Origin of the sequence: Allobosea sp. FBZP-16 (assembly GCF_002831785.1) — a bacterium.
Lineage (GTDB): Bacteria > Pseudomonadota > Alphaproteobacteria > Rhizobiales > Beijerinckiaceae > Allobosea > Allobosea lupini.
In genome coordinates, this window is sequence record NZ_LNCQ01000052.1 from 58541 (window position 1) to 84282 (window position 25742).

Below are 25742 nucleotides of genomic sequence, written 5' to 3' on the forward strand. Positions count from 1 at the left end.
TTGGAACTGTCGCGGATGAGAGGGCGATCAGGCAATCCTCTCAGCCATGCGCTGACGTTCAACCCCTATCGTCATGAAAGCGGCACATTCGCTGGACGATCCTGCCACGCGCGCGGCGGCGCGCTGGACCGGAGCCCGGCCCTGTCGGAGACTGCGGATTTGATGAAGCGATATTGAGGAGGCGGATTGGGATGAAACGTGCGTTTATTGTGGCCGGGGCGATTGGTCTTACCGGTATCGTGGCAGGTTGCTCGCAGCCGCAGCGCTTCGGCGCCCCGCCTCCCGGCCTGGCCCCCAGCCCCGCGCCCGGCACCACCGTAATGACCAAGCGCATCGTCAGCGACGGCGCTGGTGGCCTGCAACTGCCTGATGGAACGCGCGTCCAGACCGACCAGAGCGGCGGCTTTTCCCTGCCCAACGGCGCCTATGTCCGCCGCGATCGCTCCGGCGCCCTCAACCTGCCCAACGGCGCGCGCTGCGTGCCCGACAACCAGGGCGGCTACGTCTGCCCGTAGGCCGAGACCGGCTCAGGCCGTCTCTGCGACGCGGTTGAAGAAATCGGGTGTGCCCATCTGGCCGCCCTTCAGCACGATATCGAGGCCATCGAGCCGGGGATCATCGCTATGGGCGCGGCAGAGCGGCGCGCCCGGCGTGCAGGGCGAGCGATAGGACAGGCCCCAGAGATCGAGCGCGCGGATCGCCAGCGTCGAGGTGTCGCCGCCGGCGACGACCAGCCGTTTGATCCGCGCGTCGCTCATGATCGCTCGCAGCAGCGCTCCGGTCGCGGCCGCGACCTTCCCGGTCTCGGCCGGTACGCCGGCCGGCTTGTCGGTGATCAGCATGACGTTGCTCTGTTCCAAGCTGGCCAGGGCTTCGATGCGCAGCGCTTCCAGATAAGCGGGTTCGCGAGTGAGTCGCGCCGGATCGATCGCGATCCGCTCATAGCCCTGGGCGAGCTCGACCTGGGCGCGGGTCACAGGCGACAAGCTGCCGACCAGAGCGAGCAGATTGCCACCGGAAGCGGAGCGAGCGAGCTTTGGCATCTCGGCCTTGGGGGTCTGCGGGAAGCCGGCAATCGCCTGTGCCACCGAGCTGGCGCCGATTGCAAGCATCGGCCCCGCACTCATGCGCTCGCGCAGCAGGGCGCCGATCGCGGCGAGGTCGGACGGGCGCGAGACGTCGAAAAGGACGGCTTCGGGCGCTCCAGCGAGCGCAGCGTCCAAGGCCCGTCGCCCGCCCTCGCCTTCATGGCTGCGGTAATCGACGAGCGCGGCGCGCTCCAGCCCCTGCGCCTGGAGATGCCGCCGCAGATCCGCCTCGCCCATCGGCGTCACCGGATGGACGCTCATCGTCGGGTGGCGGTCGATTCGGTGAACGACGCCGCCCGCGCCCGCCGCAGCGAAGAGAGTGCCGAACAGACAGTAGCGCCCGAGATTGGGCTGGCCGCCGATCACCGGCAGACATGGATTGGGAAAATGCGGCCGCAAGGCCCGTGCCGCCGCGCCGAGGCTGCCGACATCCGGAGCGCTGTCGAAGGTCGAGCAGCATTTGTAGTGCAGCAGGCCGATACCGAGCGTGGCGAAGAAGCGCCCCGCTTCTTCCAGCTCCCGCGCCATGGCCTCGGGCGCCATCGCTCGTGTCGCCCCCGCAATGCCGACCGCGTCGAGCGATCCGGCGCTCGCAAGCTGCTGGGCCGTCGGGATTTGCAGGAAGAGCAGAGCGCGCTGTCCGGCCTCCGCCAGCGTCGCGAGCGTGTCGGTCGCACCGGTGAAGTCGTCGCCATACCAGCCGTAGCAGGGTGCCGCCTCAGCCATGCTCAGCCGCCGCTCTTGCCAAAGAAGGCGAGCGCCTGCGCGAGTTCGTCATGGCTCTTCGCCGCTTCGCCCAGCGGCAGGCCGGCCGCGACCGCAGCCCAGGCCTGGCGGATGCTGGCGACGCCGGCCGCCGGCCCGCCGGGATGGGCGAGGATGCCACCTCCCGCCATGAACAGCAGATCGTCATGGCCGATCGCGTCCCAGGTCGGCTGCGCCGTGCCGGCCCATTGCCCGGAGGAGAAGGCGGGTAGCACGCGATCGTCGATGCCATCCGCCAGCGGCGTCACGCAATCCCTGGCGGAGGTCACGACCTCCCCGTCCTCCTGTGCAAACTTCCCCTGCAAGCCGTGGACATGCATGTGGTCGACGCCGGCGAGCCGCCAAAGCGTCTGGTAGGCCTGGAAGCCGATGCCGAGCAATGGATGGCGCGAGAGCGCGCCAAAACCGTTACGGTGGCCGTGCAGGGCAAGGCTGGTCGAGCGACGCAGCGTCTCGACCGCCGAAAAGCCGCACCAGTTCAGGCTGACCATCACACAGGTGCCACCCTCGCGCTCGACCAGCTCGGCATGGCGGCGCATCTGGTCGGTTTCGGCGGTGATGTTGAAGGCGACCATCACCGCCTTGCCGGTGCGGTCCTGATGGCGGCGCACCGCGGCCATCACCGCCGGCACGCGCTGGGCCAGCGGCGCATGCACGGGATCAGCCGAGACCTCATCGTCCTTGATGAAGTCGAGCCCGGCGGCGCAGAGCCGCCCGACGAGCTCGGCGGTCTCGAAGGGACGCAGGCCGACATTGGGCTTGATGATCGAGCCGATCATCGGGCCATCCATGACGCCGGTCGCCCGGCGGGTGCCGGCGATGCCCCGTGTCGGCAACGGGAAGAGACGGCGATAGGCGGCTGGGAGCGCCATGCTCTCGAGCCGGAGCCCGGTGACCTCGCCGAGATCGAACAGGTTGCCCGCGACGATCGAAGCCAGCGTCGGCAGGTTGGGACCGACATTGTCGACCGGGAAGGAGAGCGTGATCCGGGCGCGACGCCACGGCCCCTCGACGCCTTTCCGCGCCAGCCAGGCATTGGGCAGGCTCGGTTCGGCAGCGCTATCGAGGTCCTCGACCGAGATGACGACGGCGCGGGTGCGGTCGCGCAGTTCGTCGGTCTCGCCGGCAACGCGGGTGAAGGTGCCGCTCGACTGCTCGCCGGCCATGATTTCCGCGACCTTGCGCGGATCGAGCGGCGTCTCGATCAGATAGGTGGCCGTGAAACGGTCGGCAGCGGACATGTCGCGATACTCACCATGGCGGTCGTCCCGGAAAAGCCGCCTTCGGCGGCGCCGATCCCGGACCCATGCCTGAGCATCTATCGGTGGGGCTCAGGCATGGGTCCCGGGTCTCCCTGCGGTCGTCCGGGACGACCGCAGAGCCTAGGCGAAAGCGTCAAAGCTTGCTGAGGTCGGGGAAGGGGCGCACCGGGTCCTCGCCGTCCCAAGTTTCCGCCGCCTCGCGGATCAATCGGAACATCTCGCCCTTGGGGCCGGCGACCTCCGAGAGCTCGATCACCGTGCCGGGATGGTAGTGCGTGTCGAAATAGATGAAGCGGCCGCGCTCGCCGACTTCGCCGGACATCACCGGCTTGAAGCCTTCCGCCAACAGCCGCTCCAGGTCGGCATCGTAGTCCGAGGTCCAGTAGGCGACATGCTGCAGGCCACTATGGCCGGCATCGGTGAAGTCCTTGTACATGGACGGCACCGCGTTGCGGCACTGGATCAGCTCGATCTGCAGCGGGCCGGAATTGGCGAGCGCCACAGAGTTATGCGGTTCGTAGGCTTCGCCCTTGTAGCGGTAGTTCCTGATCGGGACCTTCGGGTTGTAGAAGAACGGCCCGACGCCGAGCACCCGGCTCCAATAGTCCATTGCCGCCTCGATATCGGGGACGACATAGCCGGCCTGACGGATCTGGCCAAAATGACGGCTCATGGCGGGTGCTTTCCTGCAACGATGACTAGAGGAAGCCGATGGAGAACCACGGCACGGCGGCGACGATGACGAGGCCGACCAAAAGGGCCGCGACATAGGCCCAGATGTATTTCAGCCCCTCGTCGGGATTGATCTTCGAGATCGCGCAGGCGCCGTAATAGCCGACGCCGAAGGGCGGGGCGAAAAGCCCGATGCCCATCGCGAAGATCACGACCATCGAATAGTGGACTTCGTGCACGCCGATCTGCTTGGCGATCGGGAAGAGCAGCGGGCCGAACAGCACGATCGCCGGAATGCCCTCGAGCACGCTGCCGAGGATGACGAAGGCGACGATCGAGATGGCGAGGAAGCCCCAGGTGCCGCCCGGGACGGCCGCCATCACCTTGGCGAGGTCCTGCGAGAAGCCCGATTGCGTCAGGCCCCAGGCCATCGCTGTGGCGCAGCCGATGATGAAGATGATCGCGCCGGTGAGCGAGGCCGTGTCGACCAGCATGCGCTTGAGCCGGCGCCAGTCGAACTGTCGGTAGATCAGGATGCCGGCCAGCACTGCATAGGCGATGCCGATGGTCGAGACCTCGGTCGCGGTAGCGACGCCCTCGACGACGGCGGCGCGGATGACGAAGGGCAGTGCGATGGCGGGCGCCGCGATCAGGCAGAGCCTGCCGATCTCGTGCTTCGAATATTTGGTGACCTGGCTGAGATCCTCGCCCCGGTTGCGCCACCAGACCACGAAGCAGAGCGCGATGCCGAGCACGACCGCCGGCAGCATGCCGCCGGTGAACAGGGCCGCGATCGAGACGCCGGTGACCGAGCCGATCGTGATCAGCACGATCGAGGGCGGGATCGTCTCGGTCTGCGCGCCCGTCGCCGAGAGCAGCGCGACGAGGTCGCCGGGCTTGGCGCCGCGCTTCTGCATCTCCGGGAACAGGACAGGGGCGATCGCCGCCATGTCGGCGATCTTCGAACCGGAGATGCCGGAGACCAGATACATCGCGCCGACCAGCACATAGGAAAGCCCGCCGCGGACATGGCCGAGCAGCGAGGCCAGGAACTGGATCATGGCGCGGGCCATGCCGGTCATCTCGATCAACGCGCCGAGGAAGATGAACAGCGGCACGGCGAGCAGGATGAGATGGCTCATGCCCTCGTCGAGCCGGCCGACCATGACGACCATCGGCGTGGACGTGGTCAGCGCAAGATAGCCGAAGGTGGCGAGCGCGAAGGAGAAGGCGATCGGCACCCCGGCGAAGACGTTCGCCGCGACGACGCCGACGAAGAAGACCACCAGGTTGAGCTTGCCGAGCGGCTTCAGCACCGGCCCCGCGAGATAGAACAGGCCGATCAGCGCCACGGTGATCCCGAGAGCCAGCGCGACGGTCTTCCAGGAGCCGAAGCGCAGCAGCCGGCAGAAGGCGGCGAACAGCATCAGGACGATGCCGATCGGCAGCGCCGCGGCGCGCCAGGAGTTGGCGATCTCCAGCGCCGGCGTGACGATGAAGCGCTCGTCCCCGGCATATTCCAGCGCATCCGGCAGGATCATCACCAGGAAGGCGATCGCGGCGGTGATGGCGAACGCCTCGAGCAGGAGGCGCGCCTGCGGGCCGACGCGGGTGACGAGCCCGGTCATGCGCATATGCTCGCCGCGGCGCAACGCCACCACCGCGCCGAGCATGGAAAGCCAGAGGAACAGGATCGAGGCGAGCTCGTCCGACCAGACCAAGGGCGCGTGGAAGGCGTAGCGGGCGGTGACGCCCGCTCCCAAGATGACGATCTCGGCAAGGACGAGCACGGCCGCGACAAGCTCGACCACCGTGCCGACGGCGCGGTCGAGCCTGTCGGCGAGGCGACCGAGGCCGGTCGCCGGCATGACCGGCGGCGGCAAAGTGGCGGCGTGAGCGTCCATGGCGTTTCCCCGAGAATTCGGCTGCGGCTCGCTCGCTCAGGCGAGTTTGCCGACCGCTCCCTCGAGCAGGCCCCAGGCTTCGGCGCCGAAGCGCTCCTGCCATTCCCTGTAGAATCCGCCGTCGCGGAGCTTGGCCCGGAAGCTGTCGGGGTTGGTCTTGTTGAAGGCAAGCCCCTTCGACTGCAGATCGGCCTGCACGGTTTCGTTGAGGCTCTTGATGTCGCCGCGCTGGGCGACGCCGGCATCGTTGATCGCGGACGCCACGATCTTCTGGATATCCGGCGGCAGACCCTTCCAGGCGCGGCCATTGGCAATGAACCAGAAGCCGTCCCAGATATGGTTCGAGACCGCGCAGCTCTTCTGGACCTCGTAGAGCTTGGCGACCTGGATGATCGGTAGCGGGTTCTCTTGTGCATCGACGACTTTGGTCTGCAGCGCCGAATAGACCTCGGAGAACTGCAGGCTGGCGGGCGCTGCGCCGAGCGCCTTGAACATCGAGATCGAGAGCGGCGAGACCGGCACGCGGATCTTGAGCGAGGCCATGTCGGCCGCCTGCTCGATCGCCTTGCCCGAGGTGGTCATCTGGCGGAAGCCATTGTCCCACATCTTCTCGAAGGCATAGAGATTGACCTTCTCGATGGCGGCGCGGACATGCGCGCCGACCGGCCCGTCCATCGCCTTCCAGACCTGGTCATAGTCGGCGAAGGCGAAGCCGACCGCGTTGATCGCCGCGACCGGCACCAAGGTCGCGATCACCAGTGCCGACGGGGTGAAGAAGGTGATTCCGCCATTGCGGACCTGGCTCAGCATGTCGGTGTCGCCGCCGAGCTGGTTGTTCGGGAAGATCTTGATCTCGACCCGCCCGTTCGTCTCCTTGGCGACGCGCTCGGCCGCCTGCTGGGCGCGGATGTTGAGCGGGTGGCTAAGCGGCAGGTTGTTGCCGTATTTCAGCTCGATCTCAGCGGCGCGCGCGATCATGGGCATGCCGATCAGCGATGCGGCGGGGGCGGCGGCTAGGCCCTTGATGAGCGTGCGGCGGCTCGGTCCGGTCATGATGTCCTCCCTGCGGACTTGATGCGATTTGATCGCTCTTGAGTGCTTGACGCTCAGCATAGAAATCGCATCTGATGGTCTTCAAGCTCATTTTCTGATGGTTTTTGATGGGATGAATGCGCCGATCCGCAATCCGGACGAGGAGACCGCGCTACCGCGCCGGCGCCAGATGGCGCGCGTCGAGGATGTCGCGCGCCTGGCGGGCGTCTCGACCGCGACGGTCGACCGGGTGCTGAACCAGCGACCGGGCGTCAGGCCGGCGACGGTGCAGCGCGTGCTGAAGGCCGCTGGCGAGCTCGGCTATGTCATGGAGGGGGCGCTGCCGGCGAGCGCGCTCAGGCCCCTGCGCCTCGGCTTCCTGCTGCCGGCCGGGAACAACCGTTTCCTCGGCATGCTCGGGCGGCTGATCGCGGGATCGCAGGACCAGCTGGCGTCCTTCAACATGCGCGCCAGGGTCGAGCATATCGAGAGCTTCAAGCCGGAGCTGCTCGCCCATGAACTGCGACGCATCGGCCGCGAGGTCGACGGCGTCGCCTTCATGGCGCTGGAGCATCCGACCGTGCGCGAGGCGGTCGATGCCCTCGCAGAGCGCGGGGTGCCGAGCGTCACGCTGATCTCCGACATCGCCAACACCGCTCGCGCCGCCTATGTCGGGCTCGACAACCGCGCCGCCGGCCGCACCGCCGGCCAACTCATCGCCCGCTTCATCGGACCGCGCCGGGCGAAGGTGGCGATGATCGCCGGCAGCCTGAGCTACCGCGCCCATGAGGAGCGCGAGATGGGCTTCCTGCACCTGTTCGAGGAGCTTTATCCGGAGATAAAGGTGGTCGGCCTGCGCGAGGGCCATGACGACGAGGCCAAGAACTACCGCCAGACCAAGACCCTGCTCGGCCAGCATCCGGATCTCGCGGGCATCTACAATATCGGTGGCGGGCCGGAAGGCATTGCCCGGGCGCTGAAGGAAGCTGGGCGGCAGGATGTCGTCTTCGTCGGCCATGGGCTGACGCCGGAGACGCGCGGCCTGCTCGTCGACGGCACCATGGACGCGGTGATCACCCAGCAGCCGCTGGCGACGCTGATGAGTTGCGTCGCGATCTTCGCAAACTTGCGCGCCGGGCGACCGGCGGCGGAGGGCACGGCCCGGCCCGGCATCGAGATCGTGCTGCGCGAAAACCTGCCCTGAGGGGCGGCGATGGCCGCGCTTCAGCTCTGCGCCACCGTCGCCCGCCTGACGATCCCGGCCAGCTCCGGCGACGGGTCGAGCGTGCCGAAGACATAGCCCCAGTCGGCGTCGAGCCGCGAGCGGCAGAAGGCCTCGAACACGGCCTCGTCGGCGTGCTTCCGCAGCTCCGAGGCCTGCAGCGCATAGGCCATCAGATTGGCGAGCCGGCGGCCATGGCCGTCATCGTTGCGGGGCTTCGCTGCTTCGTCGCCGAGCCGGTCGAGCCAGCGGTCGAGGGCGCGGTTGGCGCCGCGCGCCTGGCCCACCTCGGCCATGAAGGCCTCCTTGGTGCGTGGTTCGCGGTTGAAGGCGCGCAGCACGTCCATGCACATCATGTTCGAGGTGCCCTCCCAGATCGCATTGAGCGGCGCCTCGCGATAGAGCCGCGCCATCGGGTTCTCCTCGATGAAGCCGTTGCCGCCATGGCATTCCAGCGCCTCGACGACGAAGGCGGCGGCGCGCTTGCAGTTCCAGAACTTCGCCAGTGGCGTGGTGACGCGGGCGAGATGGCGCTCCTGCTCTGATGTCTCCATCGCATCGGTCGCAGCGGCGACGCGGAAGGCCATCAGGGTCGAGGCCTCCGAGTCGATCGCGAGATCGGCGAGAATGTTGGTCATCATCGGCTGCTCGGCGAGCGCGGAGCCGAAGCCGCGACGCGACTGGGTGTGGTTGAGCGCCAGCGTCAGCGCCTGGCGCATCAGCCCGGCCGAGCCGACGGCGAAGTCGAGCCGGGTCAGATGGGCATGGGAGATGATCTCCTTGATGCCCGCCCCCTCTTCACCGACGAGCCAGCCCAGGCAGTCGCGGAATTCGACTTCGGAGGAGGCGTTCGAACGGTTGCCGGCCTTGTCCTTGAGGCGCTGGATCTGCAGGCGGTTGCGGCTGCCGTCGGGCAGGAAGCCCGGGCAGAACAGGCAGGAAACGCCGCTCTCAGTGCGCGCCAGGGTAAAGAACCCGTCCGATTGCGGCACCGAGAAGAACCATTTGTGCCCGGTGATCAGATAGACCCGGCCCTCGGGCGTATCCTCGAGGAAGCGGGCGGTGGTCTGAGTCTGGCGCAGGTCGGAGCCGCCCTGCTTCTCGGTCATCGCATAGCCGATGCTGGCGCCCTCTTTAAGCGCCACCGGCAGCGGGCGTCTGTCGTAGCGGCCCGAGGTAATCTTCTCCCGCCAGAGCGAAAACTCCGGCTGGGCGAGGCCGGGAAAGGCGGCATAGGTCATGCCGGTCGGACACCCCGTCCCGTGCTCGACCTGGTTCCAGAGATAGGACAACACCGCGCGGGCGAGATGGCCGTTCGGCTCGCTCGTGGTCCAGGCGAGCGAGGGGACTTCATGGGCGAAGGCAAGGCGCATCAGCTCGTGCCAGGCCGGATGAAATTCGATCCAGTCGATGCGATTGCCGTAGCGGTCGTGGGTCCTGAGCTCCGGCCCGTGCCGGTTGGCAAGACGGGCGAGGTCCTGGATCTCGGCATCGCCCGCATGGGCGCCGAGTGCCGCCGCCTTCTCCGCGACCCAGGGCGCACCGCGCGCGACGATGCCCTGCAGCACCGCATCGCCGGAGAAAGCGTTCCAGCCGGTCGCCGGACGGGCCTGGTTGAGGACCTGATGGGTGGCGTGAGCGTGAATGGTCATTCCGCCGCCTCCTGCGTCGTGACGCGCTCTGGCACCTCGCAGCCGGTGACGCAGCAGCGGCCGGGCTGCTTCGACACCCGCGAGCCGTCGGCGAGCACGCCGCGGTCGAGCAGGCTCTCGACCAGCGCGACCTTCTCCATCAGCGGATAGTTGCGCCAGATCTCGCGCTTCATCGCTTCCGGCGAGCCGCCGCCATGCAGCGAGATCACCGAATACCAGCCAGCCTCCTTGGACACTGTGAGGTCCTCGATGAAGCGGGCGACCTCGGCGCGCTGCTCATAGGGGATGTCCGGCCGCCCGGTGAGCACGGCTGCGAGCGAGGCGGCGGTCTCGGGGTTATGGTCCTCATCCGGGGCGGGCAGCGCCACGATCAAGCCTCCCGAGACGTAATGAGCGATGCGGTGCATGTCATAGATCTTAGTAGCGAGAAGCAGCTTGCCGATATTGGCGAAAACTGCGTCGGGCATCGCCACGCCCGAAGCGTCCTTGCTGCAATAGACCGAAGCCGCGACGCCGCAGGCGAAGAAGCTCTCGGTGATGGTGATCAGCTCGACCAGTTGCTCGCGGACATGGGAGTGCCTGTCGGCATCGAGCCCGTTGGCTTCGACGATCAGCGCGCCGGCGCCGATCAGGAGGTCGCCGAAACCCGCCCGGGCGGCGATGCAGCTATGGCGATGATGGGTGGCGTAGCTGGTGGTGAGGTAGCCGGCCTCCTCGGTCTCGCCGGCCATGAAGACCCGGTCCCAGGGCACGAAGACGTCGTCGAACATCACCGCACCGGTCGACTGGCCGTATTTCGCCGAGAACTTCGCGGCGGGATCACCCGGCCGCCCGGCCGGACGCGCGACGATGGTGATGCCCTCGGCATCGCAGGGCACGGCGCAGCAGAGGGCGAAATCCTCGTCGCCTTTGGCATGGGTGCGGCAGGGCATGACCAGGAATTCGTGCAAGTAAGGCGCGCCCGTGACGATCGCCTTGGTGCCGCGGATGACGATGCCGTCCGGTCGGCGCTCCTTGATATGAACATAGGAATCGCGATTGGCTTGCATTCCGGGCCGCAGCGAGCGATCGCCCTTGGCGTCGGTCATGGCGACGCCGCAGGTCAGGTCCTCGTCCTGGATCCGATGCATGTAGGCGAGGAAGCGTTGCGTGTAATCGGTGCCATGATTGGCATCGGCCCTTATCGTCGCCTGCAGGATGCCGTTGAAGGCGTCATGCGTCAGGTAGCGCTGGGCGCAGCCGGAGATCTTGCAGACCAGGCGGACCGCTTCGAGCTTGCCGAGCAGGTCGCTCGACGAGGCGTCGATATGGAGCATGCGGTTGACGGTCTTGCCGGAGGAGCCCTGCACCGCCGTCATGATCGGCCGGTAGGCCTCGTCATGGGCGAGATCATAGGTCACGCCGATGCCGTTGATCCCCGGCAGCAGCAATTTCTCGTCGGCGACACTCTCGACGCGTTGCCCGCCGACGAAGACGCGCGGTTGGTAGGCGCGCAGGGATTCGCGATAGCCGGCGGCATCCATCAGCATGATAGCCTCCTCCCGATCGATTGTTGCCGTCAAAATTGAACGGCGTTAGATTTTCGTCAAGAGGATTGGAGGCGTTCGAGAGTGGGCGAGGAAGCAGCAGGCCGCAAGCGCGGCCGCTATGCCGCGACGGACGCAAAGCGCGAGGGCATCATTGCCGCCGCGCGCACCGTGTTCGAGCGCGAGGGGCTGGACGGCGCCTCGTTGCGGGCGATCGCCGCCGAGGCCGGCTACACGCCGGCAGCGCTCTACTTCCATTTCGACTCCAAGGAAGCGCTTTATGCCGAGGTGCTCGGCCGGTCGATCGCCGCGTTGCAGGCCGCAGTCGATGCCGCGGTCGCAGCCGTGGACTCACCGGCAGAACGCTTCTCGGCGGCCGCCCTCGCCTTCTTCGACTTCTACGCCGCCAATCCGCGCGATCTCGACCTCGGCTTCTACCTGTTCCGCGGCGGCATGCGCCCGCACGGCCTCGGCCGCGAGCGCGACAAGACGCTGAATGAGGCGCTGGAAGCGACCTTGGCACCGATCCGCGCGGCGGCGCTGGCGCTCGGTGCCGATGCCGCGCAGGCCGACTTGATCATGACCGACGCCTTCGCCCATGCTTCCGGAGTGCTGCTGCTGGCGCATACGCGGCGCATCCGCATGTTCGGCGCGTCGCCGCGCCTGCTGATGGAGCGCCATGTCGAAACCGAGCTCGACCGGCTCCTGCGGAGATGATGCCGATGCACCTGATGAACGCCAAGCGCTCTCGCCTCGTCATCATCGATTTCCAGGCGCGCCTGATGCCGGCGATCCATGACGGGCCGCGCCTCGTCGCCAATGCCGGCAAGCTGGTGGCGGCGGCGAGGTTGCTGGACGTGCCGATCGTGATGACCGAGCAGAATCCGGCCGGGCTCGGAACGACGGTGCCGGAGCTGGCCGAGGCCGCGCCCGCCATCGCCAAGATGAGCTTCGACTCCTGCGGCGCGCCCGATTTCATCGACGCCATCGCCGGCGACGAGGACCTCATCCTCTGCGGCTGCGAGGCGCATGTCTGCGTCGGCCAGACCGCGCTCTCGCTGCTGGAGAACAAGCGCCGCGTGCTGGTGGTGCAGGACGCGGTCGGTTCGCGCACGCCGGAGAACAAGGAGGCGGCCTTGCGCCGGCTGGAGCGGAGCGGCGCCGAGATCGTCACCACCGAGATGGTGGTGTTCGAGTGGCTGCGCACAGCCGAGCACCCGCAGTTCCGCGCCGCCGCCAGGCTGATCAAGTGAGCCGATCTGTGCCCCAGCCCGCCCTCTGGTATTTCGACATCATTTCGCCCTTCGCGCATCTGGCGCTGACGCGGCTGGGTGCGATCCGGGAGCAGCGGCCGGTCGTGCTGAAGCCGATCGTCTTCGGCGGGGTGCTCAAGGCCTGGGGCCAGCTCGGGCCGGCGGAGGTCGCACCGAAACGCGTCCATACCTACCGCCTCTCGACGCATCTGGCGCAGGCGATGGGCGTGCCCTTCCGCTTTCCGCCGGCTCACCCGTTCAACCCGCTCGCGATGCTGCGGCTGCTGACGGCGCTCGACGGCAGCGAGGCGGCGGTCACTGCCGCCTTCCGTCTCGTCTGGGGCGAAGGACGCGACGCCAACGACCAACAGGTCCTGCAGAAGGTCGCCGATGCCGCCGGCCGCCCCGATGCCTTGGCGCGGATCGGAGAGCAGGAGGTGAAGGACCGGCTGCGCCAGGCGACCGAGGACGCGGTTGCCGCCGGTGTCTTCGGCGTGCCGAGCCTTGTGATCGACGGCGAGATCTTCTGGGGTGTCGATGCCATGCCGATGGCGCTGGACTATCTCGCCGATCCCGCAGCGTTCCGCAGCGGCGAGATGGCGCGCATCTCGACGCTGCCGGAAGGCGTCCAGCGGCAGCGCTGAACACGAGCGAAGGGAACCGCACGGCCGCAGCCACAGTTTCATGATGTTGTCGGTTTACGCCTCTCGCCGGGAGGCGGATGATCCGCCGCCGACTAAGAAAGGAGACGCCGATGCTGCGCCGTTCGTTTCTGAAATTCGGTATCGCCGGCCTCGCCGCGCCGAACCTCATCCTGCGCAGCGCGCAGGCGACCGGGCAAACCCAGCCCGGCAGCCCGTTCATCGTTACCTATTTCGAGGTGCCGGAGATCAAGGGCTCGCGCGATGTCACCGATGCCGGCGACGGCACGATCTGGGTCTGCGGCCAGCGCAACGGCGTGCTCGGGCGCTTCGATCCGCGCACGAGCCAGACCAAGGTGATCGCGCTCGGCGACGGTGCTGCCCCGCATGGGGTGGTGCGTGGGCCCGACGGCGCAGCCTGGGTGACCGAGGGCGGCCAGAATGCCATCGCCCGCATCGACGACAAGACCCACAAGGTCGAGCTGTTCAAGCTGCCGGCCGGGCGCGAGCGCGCCAATCTCAACACGCCGGTGTTCGACAAGGCCGGCATGCTCTGGTTCACCGGCCAGAACGGCATCGTCGGCCGGCTCGATCCCACATCCGGCAAGATGGACATTTTCGACGCGCCGCGCGGCGCCGGGCCCTACGGCATGACCCGGACGCCCGCGGGCGAGATCTGGTTCGCCTCGCTCGCCGGCAACTACATCGCCCGGATCAATACCCAGAGCGGCAGCTTCACCGTGATCGACCCGCCGACCGAGGGCCAGGGCGCGCGCCGCGTCTGGTCGGATTCGAAGAACCGGATCTGGGTCAGCGAGTGGAATTCGGGCCAGGTCTCCGCCTATGACAGCGAAAGCGGCAGTTGGAAGGGCTGGAAATTGCCAGGCAACAAGCCGCGCACCTATTCGGTCTATGTCGACGATGCCGACAAGGTCTGGCTGACCGATTTCGCACTGAACAGCATCGTCCGCTTCGACCCGCTGACCGAGGAGTTCAACAGCTTCCCGAGCGACAAGCCCGGCGCCAATGTCCGCCAGATGGATGGGCGCAGCGGCGAGGCCTGGGGCGGCGAGAGCGGCACCAACCGGCTGGTGCGCATCCAGACGGTGAAGCCGGCGTGAGGGCGGCCTCGGCTGCGCTCATCGCGTTTGCGCTGATTGCCGGCGGCGCGGCGCAAGCGCAGGAGCCGGCTGGGGCCACCGTGTTCAAGACCTGCCAGTCCTGCCACAGTCTCGATACCGCCAAGGCCGGCATGGCGGGACCGCATCTTTCGGGACTGAACGGACGGGTGCTCGGCTCGGCCGAAGGATTCGACTATTCGCCGGCGTTCAAGGTGGCGAAGGCGCAAGGCCTCGCCTGGGACCGCGAGCGGCTGCTCGGCTATCTCACCGATCCCGATGCGATCGTGCCCGGCGGCTGGATGAGCCCACCCGCCGGCCTCAACGCGGCGGATCGGGCTGCCGTAGTGGACTATCTGCTCAAGCAGTAGACGCCGCCGTCACAGCGGCTTCTTGATCCATTTGGCGATGACGCCGACGATGCCTTCGCGGAAGAGCAGCACGCAGATCACGAAGATGATGCCCTGAACGACGGTAACCCATGCGCCGAGCGTCGCCAGGAAGTTCTGCATGGAGACGATGACGAGCGCACCCGCGATCGGGCCGAAGACCGTGCCAAGGCCGCCGACCAGCGTCATCAGGACGACCTCGCCCGACATCGACCAGTGCACGTCGGTGAGCGACGCCAGCTGGAAGACGATCGCCTTGGTCGCGCCGGCGAGGCCGGCGAGCCCGGCCGAGAGCACGAAGACGGCGAGCTTGTACTGGCTGGCGCGGTAGCCGAGCGAGATGGCACGCGGCTCGTTGTCGCGGATTGCCTTGCAGACCTGGCCGAAGGGCGAGTGGATGATCCGGTAGATCAGCAGGAGGCCGCCCATGAAGACCGCCGCGACGAGCCAGTAGAGGGCGCGATCGTCGGCGAGGCTGACCATACCGAGCAGTTTGCCCCGCGGCACGGCCTGGATGCCGTCCTCGCCGCCGGTGAAGCGCGGCGTCTGCAGCGAGAAGAAGAAGGCCATCTGCGCCAAGGCCAGGGTGATCATGGCGAAATAGATGCCCTGGCGGCGGATCGCGAGCGAACCGAAGGCGAGCCCGAGCAGCGCGGCAATCCCCGTGCCGGCCAGGATGGCGAGCTCCGGCGTCAGCCCCCAGTGCTTGGCGGTGTAGGCGCTGACATAGCTCGCCATGCCGAAATAGGCGGCGTGGCCGAAGGAGAGCAGCCCGCCATAGCCGAGCAGAAGGTTGAAGGCGAGCGCGAACAGCGCAAAGCACAAAACCTTCATGACGAAGACCGGGTAGGCGACGAAGGGCGCGATGACCAGGACGACGGCGATGCCGATCATCAGGTTGCGGTGCAAGCGCGCCGTGCCGTCGTCGGTCTCGGCGATGGTGAGGCCGGCGGCGGAAGCGTCGGTGGAAGCGATGTCTGCCATCTCAATTCCTCACGCGGCGCGGCCGAACAGGCCGGCCGGCTTCACCAGAAGCACGACCGCCATGATGATGAAGATCACGGTCGCCGAGGCTTCCGGATAGAACACCTTGGTCAGGCCCTCGACCAGGCCGAGCGAGAAGCCGGTGACGATGGCGCCCATGATCGAGCCCATGCCGCCGATCACCACGACGGCGAAGACGACGATGATCAGGTCGGCGCCCATGTTCGGGTTGACCGAGTAGATCGGCGCAGCCAGCACGCCGGCGAAGGCTGCCAGCGCGACGCCGAAGCCATAGGTCAGCGTCACCAGCAGCGGCACATTGATGCCGAAGGCCTGGGTCAGGGTCGGGTTCTCGGTCGCGGCGCGCAGATAGGAGCCGAGCTTGGTCTTCTCGATCACGAACCAGGTGGCGAGGCAGACGATCAGCGAAGCGATGACGACCCAGCCGCGATAGGTCGGCAGGAACATGAAGCCGAGATTGTAGCCGCCGCGCAGTTCGGCCGGGATCTGGTAGGGCAGGCCGGAGGAGCCGTAGCCGTTGCGGAACAGCCCCTGGATGATCAGCGCCAGGCCGAAGGTCAGCAGCAGCCCGTAGAGATGGTCGACATGGGCGATGCGTTTCAAAAGGAAGCGCTCGATCACCACGCCGGTGAAGCCCACCACGATGGGGGCCAGCAGCAGCGCCGCCCAGTAGTTGATGCCGAGATAGTTCAGGCACATCCAGGCGACGAAGGCGCCCATCATGTACTGCGCGCCATGGGTGAAGTTGATGATGTTGAGCAGGCCGAAGATCACCGCCAGGCCAAGCGACAGGATCGCGTAGAACGAGCCGTTGATCAGGCCGAGCAGAAGCTGGCCGAACAGGGCTTGCGGCGGGACACCCAGGAGCTCGAACATGCGATCGACCGTTCCGAAAAAGCTGGTCCGGGGCCGTCTGCGGCCCCGGAACGACGCATTGGGACAGGCTCAGCCCGTCACTTCTTGACGAGCGGGCACTCGCTCTCGGCCAGCGGCTTGAAGGCGTCGTCCGCCTTCAGCACCGCGACCTGCTTGTAATAGTCCCACGGGCCCTTCGATTCGGAAGGCTTCTTGACCTCGTATAGATACATGTCGTGCATCTTGCGGCCGTCGGCGCGGACCGTGCCCTTGCCGAACAGCGGATCGTCGGTCGGCAATTCCTTCATCTTGGCCATGACGGTGGCCGAATCCTTGCTCTTGGCCGCCTCGACGGCCTTCAGATAGTGCAGCATGCCGGAATAGACACCGGCCTGGACCATGGACGGCTTCTTGCCGCCATTGAGCTTGGCGAAGCGCTCCGACCAGGCGCGGGTCCCGTCGTCCTTGTCCCAGTAGAAGGATTCGGTGAGGACGAGGCCCTGCGCCGTCTGCAGGCCGAGCGCGTGCACGTCGGTAGCGAAGACGAGCAGTCCGGCGAGCTTCTGGCCCCCGGCGACGATGCCGAACTCGCCGGCCTGCTTGATCGAGTTGATCGTATCGCCGCCGGCATTGGCGAGGCCGATGACCTTGGCCTTGGAGGCCTGCGCCTGCAGCAGGAAGGACGAGAAGTCCGTGCCGGGGAACGGCGTGCGCACGGCGCCCAGCACCTTGCCGCCGGCCTTGGTCACCACCGCCGAGGTATCGCGCTCGAGCGCATGGCCGAAGGCGTAGTCGGCGGTGAGAAAGAACCAGCTGTCGCCGCCGGCCTTGGTCATGGCGCCGCCGGTGCCCTGGGCAAGGGCATAGGTGTCGTAGGTCCAGTGCACCGTATTCGGCGAGCAGGCCTTGCCGGTGAGATCCGAGGAGGCTGCGCCGGAGTTGATGTGGACCTTGTTCTTCTCGCGCGTGATCTGGTTGACCGCGAGCGCGACCGAGGAGGTCGGCACGTCGAGGATCAGGTCGACGCCGTCCTGGTCGTACCATTGCCGGGCGATGGTCGAGCCGACGTCCGGCTTGTTCTGGTGGTCAGCCGAGACGATCTCGACCTTGATGCCCTTCTCCGCCGCCTTGAAATCCTCGACCGCGAGGCGCGCAGCGATCACCGAGCCTTCGCCCGAGAGGTCGGCGTAGAGGCCGGAGCGGTCGTTGAGCACGCCGGCCTTGACCGAGATCTGCTGCGCCAGCGCCGGCGAGACCATCAGCGCACCGAGCGCCGTGGCCGCGAGCAATGTCTTGAGCTGCATGTTCTTATCTCCCTGAGATGTCTGATGTCCGTACGGTTCTTGTTGGACGCCCTGCGTCAGACGCCGAGATAGGCGTGAAGCTTGTCGATATTGGCGTCGAGTTCGGCATTCGGGATCATGTCGACGACCTTGCCCTGCTCGACGACGTAGTGGCGGTCGGCGACGGTCTGGGCAAAGCGGAAGTTCTGCTCCACCAGGACGATGGTGAAGCCCTTCTGCTTCAGCATGCGGATGGTGGCGCCGATCTGGTCGATGATGACGGGCGCGAGGCCTTCGGTCGGCTCGTCGAGCAGGAGCAGATTGGCGCCGGTGCGCAGGATGCGTCCGATCGCCAGCATCTGCTGCTCGCCGCCCGAGAGCTTGGTGCCCTGGCTGCGCAGCCGCTCCTTCAGGTTGGGGAAGAGCGTGAAGATCTGCTCGACCGGCAGGCCGCCCGGCTTCACCTGCGGCGGCAGCAGCAGGTTCTCCTCGACCGAGAGGGTCGAGTAGATGCCGCGCTCCTCCGGAACATAACCGATGCCGAGCCGGGCAATGGCGCGCGACGGAAGCCCGATCGTCTCCTGCCCAGCAAAAGTGACCGAGCCCTTGCGCTTGCCGATCACGCCCATGATCGACTTCAGCGTCGTGGTCTTGCCAGCGCCGTTGCGGCCGAGCAGCGTCACCACCTCGCCCTCGCCGACATCGAGCTCGATGCCATGAAGGACATGGCTCTCGCCATACCAGGCCTCGAGCCCGCGCACCGCGAGCAGCGGCTTGCCGCCAGCCACGGCCGGGCGCTCCAGCACCGCTCCGGTGGCCGGTCCTTCAGTGGCCATGGCCGACTCCCGATCCGATATAGGCTTCGACCACGCGCGGATCCTTCGAGACGGTGGCGTAGTCGCCCTCGGCCAGGACCTGGCCGCGGGCAAGCACGGTGATGCGGTCGCAAAGCGCGGCGACGACCGAGAGATTGTGCTCGACCATCAGGATGGTGCGGTCCTTCGAGACCTTGCGGATCAGGGCCTCGATGCGCTCGATATCCTCGCGGCCCATGCCGGCCATGGGCTCGTCGAGAAGCAGCATCTCGGGTTCCAGCGCCAGCGTGGTCGCGATCTCCAGCGCGCGCTTGCGACCATAGCTGAGCTCGCCTGCCGGCAGCTCGGCGAAGGCCGAGAGGCCGACGGCGTCGACGAGCCGCAGCGCCTCGGCATCGAGCGAGGACAGGACCCTTTCCGAACGCCAGAAATCGAACGAGTCGCCGCGCTTCCTCTGCAGCGCGACGCGGACATTGGTCTTGACCGAGAGCTGCGGGAACACAGCCGAGATCTGAAACGAGCGCACCAGCCCGAGCCTTGCGATCTCCGCCGGCTTCTCGCGCGAGATGTCGCGACCGTTATACACGATCTGGCCGCGCGTCAGCGGCAGGAACTTGGTCAGCAGATTGAAACAGGTCGTCTTGCCTGCGCCGTTCGGGCCGATCAAAGCGTGAATCGAGCCACGACGAACCTTCAGATCAACGCCGTTGACAGCTGTGAAGCCGGCAAATTCTTTCGTAAGGCCTGATGTCGACAGAATAATATCCTCAGACATCCGCCCTTAACCTTAGTCATTGCTGGATTGTTCGTTTCCCCGGGCGGCATGCTGCACCGCGCATATCGCCCATGTCAACGGCGCAGGTGTGCGCAGAACCCCATACCGAGCCCCCGAAACTCCCGCCGCTAGACGAAAGGCTTAGACCCTCCAACCCGAGCAGCTCTGGTCAGAGGCTCTCAGACCCACGGGCCGGCTTGGACCCGGGTCAGCTTCGTGCGGATGCGGGCGGCGCGACCGCAGCCGCAAATACCGTCGCGACCTCACGCAGCCGGACGAGATAATGTTCGCAGGAGGGCTGATCGCCATATTTCGCGCCGGCGGCGGCGCGGGTCAGCGTCGCGATCAAGGTCTCCAGCGCAAGGCCGCTGCGCGCGATTGCGATCTCGCCGCGCGCCTCTGCCTCCTCGAAGAGCTGCCGGGCGAAGCTGACGAAGGTCGCCTCGAAGGCGGCAAGCTCGGCTCCCGCGATGGCGACCATCACCGCTTTCAATTCGCCGAGATGTTCGCCGGCGCTGAAGGCGGCGAAGGCGGTGCCGTGATGAGCTTCCATCAGCGCAGCCAGCCGCTCCGAGAACGGACTGGGCGTCGCCAGCGCCTCGCGGCAACGTGTCTCGACACGGCCGCCGAGGCCCGCGAGCATGGCGCGGAAGACGTCGTCCTTGCCCTTGAAGTGGAGGTAGAGCGTGGCGCGGGCGACCCCGGCCTCGCGCGCGATGTCGTCCATCGAGGTGCGCTTGTAGCCATAGCGGGCGAACAGGCGCAGCGCCGCTTCCGCGATCTGCTCGATGCGGCCCTTGCTGTCCTCGCCGGACGTTACGGAAGTTTCGCTGCGGTCGCTCATTTGCAGTCTTGACAGAATCCAAACTGTCGGCGACCATTCTAGTTAGACGCAAAACGTCTAACTCGTCTAGTCGCGCGACCCAAGACGACGGATCACCGCCCGCCTTCTGATATGTCAGAACGGGCCTTCGAGCGAGCCTCGATCCGGCAGCCCTGGTGCCGCGCTGTGTCATGCCCAGCGCCAGAGAGGCAGCCATGGCCCATACCATCACAGTCAACGGAACGCGCCACAGCGTCGATGTCGACGACGACACCCCACTGCTCTGGGTGCTGCGCGACAATCTTGGCCTGACCGGCACCAAATTCGGCTGCGGCGTCGCGCAATGCGGCGCCTGCACCGTCTATATGGACGACCAGCCGCTGCGCTCCTGCTCCATGCCGGTCTCGGCGATCGGCGAGGCGAAGATCACCACGATCGAGGCGCTCGCCGGCAAGGAAGCGGAAGCCATCCAGGCCGCCTGGGTCAAGCACGACGTGCCGCAATGCGGCTACTGCCAGTCCGGCCAGGTGATGAGCGCGATCGCTCTGCTCAAGGAGATCCGCAAGCCGACCGACCGCGACATCGACCTCGCAATGAACGGCAATCTCTGCCGCTGCGCGACCTATGTCCGTATCCGCGCCGCGATCCACGACGCCGCACGCACGTTGGAGGGTTGATCATGACCGCGCACGACATCTCCCTTTCGCGCCGCAACCTCCTGAAGGGCGCCGGCGCGCTCGTCATCGGCATGAGCCTGCCGCAGGCCGGCCGGGCGCAATCGGGTGCGGCGCAGGCCTTCCGGCCAGGCGGAAACGCGACCTTTGCGCCGAACGCGTTCATCCGGATCGCGCAGGACGACACCGTCACGGTGCTGGTCAAGCATATCGAGTTCGGCCAGGGGCCCTTCACCGGGCTCGCCACGCTCGCAGCCGAGGAGCTCGACGCCGACTGGAGCCAGATGCGGGCCGAGCATGCCCCCGCCGACGTCAAGCTTTACGCCAACCTCGCCTTCGGCGTGCAGGGCACCGGCGGCTCGACGGCGATCGCCAATTCCTACGAACAGATGCGCAAGGCCGGCGCCACCGCCCGAGCCATGCTGGTGCAGGCCGCTGCCGAGGCCTGGAAGGTTCCGGCAGCCGAGATCAGCGTCGAGAAGGGCGTGCTCAAGCATGCCTCCGGCAAACAGGGCCGCTTCGGCGAGTTCGCCGAGGCCGCCTCCAAGCTCCAGGCCCCGGCCGAGGTCAAGCTCAAGGACCCTGCGCAGTTCCGGCTGATCGGCAAGGAAGGTGCGGTCAAGCGCCTCGACAGCCCGGGCAAATCCACCGGCAAGACGCAGTTCACCATCGACATCCGCACGCCGGAGATGCTGACGGTCGTCGTCGCCCGGCCGCCACGCTTCGGCGGCAAGGTCGCTTCCTTCGACGCAACCGAGGCGAAGAAGATCAAGGGCGTCGTCGACGTCCTTCAGATCGGCTCCGGCGTCGCCGTCTACGGCACCGGCATGTGGCCGGCGCTGAAGGGGCGTGAAGCCCTGAAGGTGACCTGGGACGAGAGCGGCGCCGAGAAGCGCGGCAGCCGCGAGCTGATCGCCGAATATCGCAAGCTCGCCCGCACGGAAGGCACGCTCGCCGGCAGGCATGGCGACGCCGAGGCGGTGCTCGCCAAGGCCGACAAGGTGGTCGAGGCGGAATATGTCTTCCCCTATCTGGCGCATGCGCCGATGGAGCCGCTCGACGGCTATCTCGAATGGAATGCGCAGGGTGCGCTGGCCCGCTTCGGCAGCCAGTTCCAGACCACCGAGCACCAGACCATCGCGACGATCCTCGAGCTGCCGCCGGAGAAGGTGCAGCTCGAGACAATGCTGGCCGGCGGCAGCTTCGGCCGGCGCGCGCAGGTGAGCCAGCATCTTGCGGCGGAACTCGCCATGGTCGGCAAGGCGATCGGCCCGAACCGGCCGGTCAAGCTGGTCTGGACCCGCGAGGACGATCTTTCCGGCGGCTATTACCGGCCGCTCTTCCTGCATCGCATGCGCGGTGCGGTGAAGGACGGAAAGATCACCGCCTGGAGCAACGCGATCGTCGGCCAGTCCTTCTTCTTGGGCACGCCGTTCGAGGCGATGACGGTGAAGGACGGCATCGACGCCACCATGGTCGAGGGTGCGAACGAGCTCCCCTATGAGGTCGCCGATTTCCGCTGCGAGGTCCACACGACCAAGGTCGGCGTCCCGACCCTGTGGTGGCGTTCGGTCGGCCACACCCATACCGGCTATGCGGTCGAATGCTTCATCGACCAGCTGCTGCAGGCGGCGGGCCAGGACCCGGTCGCCGGGCGGCTCGCCCTGATGGGCAAGGAGCCGCGTCTGGCAAACGTGCTCAAGGCCGTCGCGGACCTTGCCAAATGGAACGGCCCCGGTCCCGCCAACGGTCGCGCCCGCGGCGTCGGGGTGGTCGAGAGCTTCGGGTCGTATGTGGCGCAGATCGCCGAGGTTTCGCTCGGCGAGGGCGGCGAGCCCAAGGTTCACAAGGTCTGGTGCGCGATCGACTGCGGCGTGGCCGTCAATCCTGACATTATCCGGGCCCAGATCGAGGGCGGCATCGGCTTCGGCCTGGGGCATGCCCTCTACGGCGAATTGACGCTCGACCAGGGCAAGCCGGTCCAGACCAATTTCGACAGCTATCGCTCGCTGCGCATCCACGAGATGCCGGAGGTCGAGGTCAGGATCGTGCCATCCGCCGAGAAGCCGACCGGCGTCGGCGAGCCGGGCGTGCCGCCGATCGGGCCGGCGGTCGCCAATGCGCTGGCGCGGCTCGGGCGCGAGCGGCCGCTGTCGCTGCCTATGGTCGGAGGGACCGTGTGATGCGTTCGATCGCTCTCGCCACGGCGGCTGCCGCTGTCACCCTGCTGCTCGGCAGCGCGCTCTCCCTGGCGCAGACTGCTCCGCAGCAAGATGCCGCGACGCTCCGCCCGGCCGCCAGCTTTGCCGGCATCGCCAATCAACGCGACCGCTCGGTCGCGCTGTTCACCGAGATCGGCAAGGTGCTGCAGCACCCGCGCTGCATGAACTGCCATCCAGCGACGGAACGGCCGCGCCAAAGCGATGCCAGGCGGCTGCACCAGCCGATGGTGGTGCGCGGCAAGGACGGGCATGGTGCGCCCGGCCTCGCCTGCACCACCTGCCACGGCAAGCAGAACTTCGACCCGGCCGGCATCCCCGGCGACGGCCACTGGGCGCTGGCCCCGGCCTCGATGGCCTGGGAGGGCAAGACGCTCGGCCAGATCTGCGAGCAGCTCAAGGACCAGAACCGCAATGGCAGCCGCGACCTCGCGGCGATCGTCAAGCATGTCACATCGGACACGCTGGTGCTCTGGGGCTGGAACCCCGGCAAGGGCCGCCAGCCGGCACCGGGGACGAATGCGCAGTTCGGCGAACTGATGCAGGCCTGGGCCGATAGCGGAGCGGCCTGCCCGGCGGGGTAGTCCCTGATTGCCATAACGTCGTCATGGTCGGGCTTGTCCCGACCATCCACGTCTTCGCATCACTGATCGCGTGCGGGGTTCAAGACGTCGATGCTCGCCACAAGGGCGAGCGTGACGGCACTACCTGAAAGGCGGCTCGTCGAAGCTCCTGAGCTTGCGCGAATGGATCGATGAGCCGGCTTCCTTGAGCTTTTCCAGCGCGGCGAGGCCGATCTTGAGGTGCTCGCCCACGGCGCGCTCATAGAAGGCGTTGGCGGCACCCGGCAGCTTGATCTCGCCGTGGAGGGGCTTGTCGGAGACGCAGAGCAAGGTGCCGTAGGGCACGCGCAGGCGATAGCCCTGCGCCGCGATCGTGCCGGACTCCATGTCCACCGCGATGGCGCGCGACAGGTTGATGCGCTTGCGCTCCTTGCTCCAGCGCAACTCCCAATTGCGATCGTCCTGGGTGACGACCGTGCCGGTGCGCAGCCGCTGCTTCAGCCGGTCGCCCTTCTCGCCGGTGACCTCGGCCGCCGCCTCCTGCAAGGCAACCTGGACCTCCGCCAGCGCCGGGACCGGCACATCGGGCGGCACCAGCTCGTCCAGGATGCCATCCTGGCGGAGATAGGCGTGGGCGAGGACATAGTCGCCGATGATCTGTGTCTGGCGCAGGCCGCCGCAATGGCCGACCATCAGCCAGCAATTGGGCCTGAGTACCGCGAGATGGTCGGTGATGTTCTTGGCGTTGGAGGGGCCGACGCCGATATTGACCAACGTGACGCCCTCGCCGCTCGACCGGATCAGGTGATAGGCCGGCATCTGGAAGCGGTGCCAGGGCGCCGACATCACCCGTTCGGCGGCGCTGACGTCGATGCCGTCGCGATCGATGCGGATACCGCCCGGCGCGACGAGCGCCTCTGCCGTCCCAGCCTCGATCTCGGCCAGGGCCAGCCGGACGAACTGGTCGACATAGCGATGGTAGTTGGTCAGCAGCACCCAGGGCTGCACGGCGCGCCAGTCGGTGCCGGTGTAGTGAACCAGCCGGCGCAGTGAGTAATCGACCCGGACTGCATCGAAGAGCGCGAGCGGGCGCGGCTCGCCCTCGACGATCTCATAGGTGCCGTCTGCGATCTCGTCGCCGACCAATGCCAGCAACGGCGTCGGGAAGTAACGGGCGAGCTCGGCGGCCGTGACCGTGCCGCGGCCGAGCTCGTCGCCGCCGTCGAGCGCGTAGGGGTAGGGTATCTCCTGGCTGCTGATGCCGGTCTCGATCGTCGCACCATACTCCTCGACCAGCGGCTGGAGCTGGTCGAGCAGATAGGCCCGGAACTCGCCCGGCTGCGTCACCGTCGTCGAATAGATGCCCGGCGTGGCGAATTTCGCATAACCGCGCCGCGTTGCGGCCGGCAGCTTAGAGGGCTCGTAGGTGACGCGCAGCATCGGGTAGCGATAGAGCGCCCGCTCCTCCGGCGTCGGCGGCTCGGCGGTGGTGAAGAAGCGCTGCAAATCGTCGCGCAACGCCGTCCGGGCCTGCTCGTAGAGCAGCTCCAGCCGGTCGACGGCCTCCTGCGGGGTGGCGGCGATCTCGAATGTCATACCCGAACGATCCTCTCGTTCGGGGTGCTTGTAACTGCGCCACCATGGCCCTGACAACAGCGCCCCGAACACGGAGAGCCCGCAGGATGGTTGTGAGGCGGCGATCGTCCTGACCGAAGCTGTCGAAGCGTCCTGCTGGAGTGGACATGCCGCCTGACAGGCGTGGCCACAAACTTGAGGAGAAGCAGCGATGAAGCTCGCGCCCTATCTGTTCTATGACGGTCGATGCGAGGCCGCCTTCACTGCATACCAGTCGATTCTCGGCGGCAAGATCGAGGCGATGCTCCCGTATGAGGGCTCACCCTCCCCGGTCGGCCCGGATTGGGCCAGCAAGATCATGCATGCTTGCCTGGTCCTGCCCGGCGGGCAGATGCTGATGGCGTCCGACGCGCCGCCCGAGCAGAGCAACGGCCCGATGCAAAGCGTATCGGTCAGCATAGGCGTCGAGGATAATGCGCAGGCCGAGCGCATTTTCGCCGCCCTTGCCGATGGCGGGACCGTCCATATGCCGATCGCAGAGACATTCTGGGCCGAACGCTTCGGTATGCTCACCGACCGCTATGGCGCTCATTGGATGGTGAGCGGTGCGGCCAAGGCGATGTAGACCGCG

The 25742-nt window shown here is 67.1% G+C and carries 25 protein-coding genes; 11 read left to right on the forward strand and 14 right to left on the reverse strand.

Annotated elements, in window-relative coordinates; genetic code table 11:
• Positions 1–191: 191 nt before the first annotated feature.
• On the forward strand, positions 192–515 hold the full coding sequence (locus CXY91_RS30395; protein ID WP_158673587.1) for a hypothetical protein: 324 nt from the start codon (positions 192–194) through the stop codon (positions 513–515).
• A gap of 12 nt (positions 516–527) precedes the next feature.
• Here CXY91_RS30395 and CXY91_RS26025 read toward each other — a convergent pair whose 3' ends face one another.
• From CXY91_RS26025 to CXY91_RS26045, 5 genes are all read right to left on the reverse strand, one after another.
• Complete coding sequence (locus CXY91_RS26025; RefSeq protein ID WP_100964657.1) at positions 528–1814, reverse strand: four-carbon acid sugar kinase family protein; 1287 nt, start codon at positions 1812–1814, stop codon at positions 528–530.
• Between the two features lie 2 nt (positions 1815–1816).
• Positions 1817–3094: a ribulose-bisphosphate carboxylase large subunit family protein gene (locus tag CXY91_RS26030; protein ID WP_100964659.1), complete on the reverse strand. Its 1278-nt coding sequence runs from the start codon at positions 3092–3094 to the stop codon at positions 1817–1819.
• Between the two features lie 154 nt (positions 3095–3248).
• Complete coding sequence (locus CXY91_RS26035; protein ID WP_092157499.1) at positions 3249–3788, reverse strand: VOC family protein; 540 nt, start codon at positions 3786–3788, stop codon at positions 3249–3251.
• Positions 3789–3813: 25 nt separating this feature from the next.
• Positions 3814–5691, reverse strand: a complete 1878-nt coding sequence (locus CXY91_RS26040) for a TRAP transporter large permease (RefSeq protein WP_100964662.1) — start codon at positions 5689–5691, stop codon at positions 3814–3816.
• Positions 5692–5727: 36 nt separating this feature from the next.
• Positions 5728–6744 carry a TRAP transporter substrate-binding protein gene (locus CXY91_RS26045; protein WP_100964745.1) on the reverse strand — a complete coding sequence of 339 codons (1017 nt, stop codon included), beginning with the start codon at positions 6742–6744 and terminating at the stop codon, positions 5728–5730.
• A 112-nt stretch (positions 6745–6856) separates the two neighbouring features.
• Here CXY91_RS26045 and CXY91_RS26050 point away from each other — a divergent pair, with 112 nt between their 5' ends.
• Positions 6857–7927: a LacI family DNA-binding transcriptional regulator gene (locus CXY91_RS26050; protein WP_091834843.1), complete on the forward strand. Its 1071-nt coding sequence runs from the start codon at positions 6857–6859 to the stop codon at positions 7925–7927.
• A 20-nt stretch (positions 7928–7947) separates the two neighbouring features.
• On the opposite strand, the gene CXY91_RS26055 is transcribed toward CXY91_RS26050, so the two are convergent.
• Together CXY91_RS26055 and CXY91_RS26060 are read right to left on the reverse strand one after the other, a co-directional pair.
• Complete coding sequence (locus CXY91_RS26055; RefSeq protein WP_100964664.1) at positions 7948–9597, reverse strand: acyl-CoA dehydrogenase family protein; 1650 nt, start codon at positions 9595–9597, stop codon at positions 7948–7950.
• A complete protein-coding gene (locus tag CXY91_RS26060; protein ID WP_100964666.1) occupies positions 9594–11126 on the reverse strand; it encodes a 4-hydroxyphenylacetate 3-hydroxylase family protein in 1533 nt (510 codons plus the stop codon). The genes CXY91_RS26055 and CXY91_RS26060 overlap by 4 nt, the downstream gene beginning before the upstream one ends.
• An 81-nt stretch (positions 11127–11207) precedes the next feature.
• On the opposite strand from CXY91_RS26060, the gene CXY91_RS26065 reads away from it, so the two are divergent.
• The 5 genes from CXY91_RS26065 (at position 11208) to CXY91_RS26085 (ending at position 14506) form a co-directional block, all read left to right on the forward strand.
• Positions 11208–11840 carry a TetR/AcrR family transcriptional regulator gene (locus CXY91_RS26065; protein WP_100964667.1) on the forward strand — a complete coding sequence of 211 codons (633 nt, stop codon included), beginning with the start codon at positions 11208–11210 and terminating at the stop codon, positions 11838–11840.
• A 5-nt stretch (positions 11841–11845) separates the two neighbouring features.
• Positions 11846–12376, forward strand: coding sequence for a hydrolase (locus tag CXY91_RS26070; RefSeq protein WP_100964747.1), 531 nt, complete (start codon positions 11846–11848; stop codon positions 12374–12376).
• An 8-nt stretch (positions 12377–12384) separates the two neighbouring features.
• Positions 12385–13020: a 2-hydroxychromene-2-carboxylate isomerase gene (locus tag CXY91_RS26075; RefSeq protein WP_158673588.1), complete on the forward strand. Its 636-nt coding sequence runs from the start codon at positions 12385–12387 to the stop codon at positions 13018–13020.
• 110 nt (positions 13021–13130) lie between these two features.
• Positions 13131–14138 (forward strand): Vgb family protein, encoded by a 1008-nt coding sequence (locus CXY91_RS26080; RefSeq protein WP_100964669.1) that lies wholly within the window; start codon positions 13131–13133, stop codon positions 14136–14138.
• Positions 14135–14506, forward strand: coding sequence for a c-type cytochrome (locus CXY91_RS26085; protein ID WP_158673589.1), 372 nt, complete (start codon positions 14135–14137; stop codon positions 14504–14506). Before CXY91_RS26080 ends, CXY91_RS26085 begins: the two co-directional genes overlap by 4 nt.
• Positions 14507–14515: 9 nt before the next feature.
• Here CXY91_RS26085 and CXY91_RS26090 read toward each other — a convergent pair whose 3' ends face one another.
• From CXY91_RS26090 to CXY91_RS26115, 6 genes are all read right to left on the reverse strand, one after another.
• The gene (locus tag CXY91_RS26090; RefSeq protein ID WP_091834862.1) at positions 14516–15508 is read right to left on the reverse strand and encodes a branched-chain amino acid ABC transporter permease; all 993 of its coding nucleotides are present in this window, start codon (positions 15506–15508) and stop codon (positions 14516–14518) included.
• Positions 15509–15517: 9 nt separating this feature from the next.
• Complete coding sequence (locus CXY91_RS26095) at positions 15518–16405, reverse strand: branched-chain amino acid ABC transporter permease (RefSeq protein WP_091834865.1); 888 nt, start codon at positions 16403–16405, stop codon at positions 15518–15520.
• A gap of 77 nt (positions 16406–16482) precedes the next feature.
• Positions 16483–17688: an ABC transporter substrate-binding protein gene (locus CXY91_RS26100; RefSeq protein WP_100964671.1), complete on the reverse strand. Its 1206-nt coding sequence runs from the start codon at positions 17686–17688 to the stop codon at positions 16483–16485.
• 56 nt (positions 17689–17744) lie between these two features.
• On the reverse strand, positions 17745–18503 hold the full coding sequence (locus tag CXY91_RS26105; protein WP_100964672.1) for an ABC transporter ATP-binding protein: 759 nt from the start codon (positions 18501–18503) through the stop codon (positions 17745–17747).
• Positions 18493–19257: an ABC transporter ATP-binding protein gene (locus CXY91_RS26110; RefSeq protein ID WP_091834874.1), complete on the reverse strand. Its 765-nt coding sequence runs from the start codon at positions 19255–19257 to the stop codon at positions 18493–18495. Before CXY91_RS26110 ends, CXY91_RS26105 begins: the two co-directional genes overlap by 11 nt.
• A gap of 208 nt (positions 19258–19465) precedes the next feature.
• A complete protein-coding gene (locus CXY91_RS26115; RefSeq protein WP_100964674.1) occupies positions 19466–20101 on the reverse strand; it encodes a TetR/AcrR family transcriptional regulator in 636 nt (211 codons plus the stop codon).
• 194 nt (positions 20102–20295) lie between these two features.
• Here CXY91_RS26115 and CXY91_RS26120 point away from each other — a divergent pair, with 194 nt between their 5' ends.
• Genes CXY91_RS26120 through CXY91_RS26130 form a run of 3 tightly spaced genes read left to right on the forward strand, consistent with a single transcriptional unit; the run spans position 20296 to position 23557 of the window.
• A complete protein-coding gene (locus tag CXY91_RS26120) occupies positions 20296–20757 on the forward strand; it encodes a (2Fe-2S)-binding protein (protein ID WP_100964676.1) in 462 nt (153 codons plus the stop codon).
• A gap of 2 nt (positions 20758–20759) precedes the next feature.
• Positions 20760–22937 carry a xanthine dehydrogenase family protein molybdopterin-binding subunit gene (locus CXY91_RS26125; protein ID WP_100964678.1) on the forward strand — a complete coding sequence of 726 codons (2178 nt, stop codon included), beginning with the start codon at positions 20760–20762 and terminating at the stop codon, positions 22935–22937.
• The gene (locus CXY91_RS26130) at positions 22937–23557 is read left to right on the forward strand and encodes an Isoquinoline 1-oxidoreductase subunit (protein ID WP_100964680.1); all 621 of its coding nucleotides are present in this window, start codon (positions 22937–22939) and stop codon (positions 23555–23557) included. Before CXY91_RS26125 ends, CXY91_RS26130 begins: the two co-directional genes overlap by 1 nt.
• Positions 23558–23677: 120 nt before the next feature.
• Here CXY91_RS26130 and CXY91_RS26135 read toward each other — a convergent pair whose 3' ends face one another.
• Positions 23678–25132, reverse strand: a complete 1455-nt coding sequence (locus CXY91_RS26135; RefSeq protein WP_091834889.1) for an AMP nucleosidase — start codon at positions 25130–25132, stop codon at positions 23678–23680.
• 190 nt (positions 25133–25322) lie between these two features.
• Between CXY91_RS26135 and CXY91_RS26140 the strand changes: the two genes are divergently transcribed.
• Positions 25323–25736: a VOC family protein gene (locus CXY91_RS26140; RefSeq protein WP_100964682.1), complete on the forward strand. Its 414-nt coding sequence runs from the start codon at positions 25323–25325 to the stop codon at positions 25734–25736.
• The last annotated feature ends 6 nt before the right edge of the window (positions 25737–25742 follow it).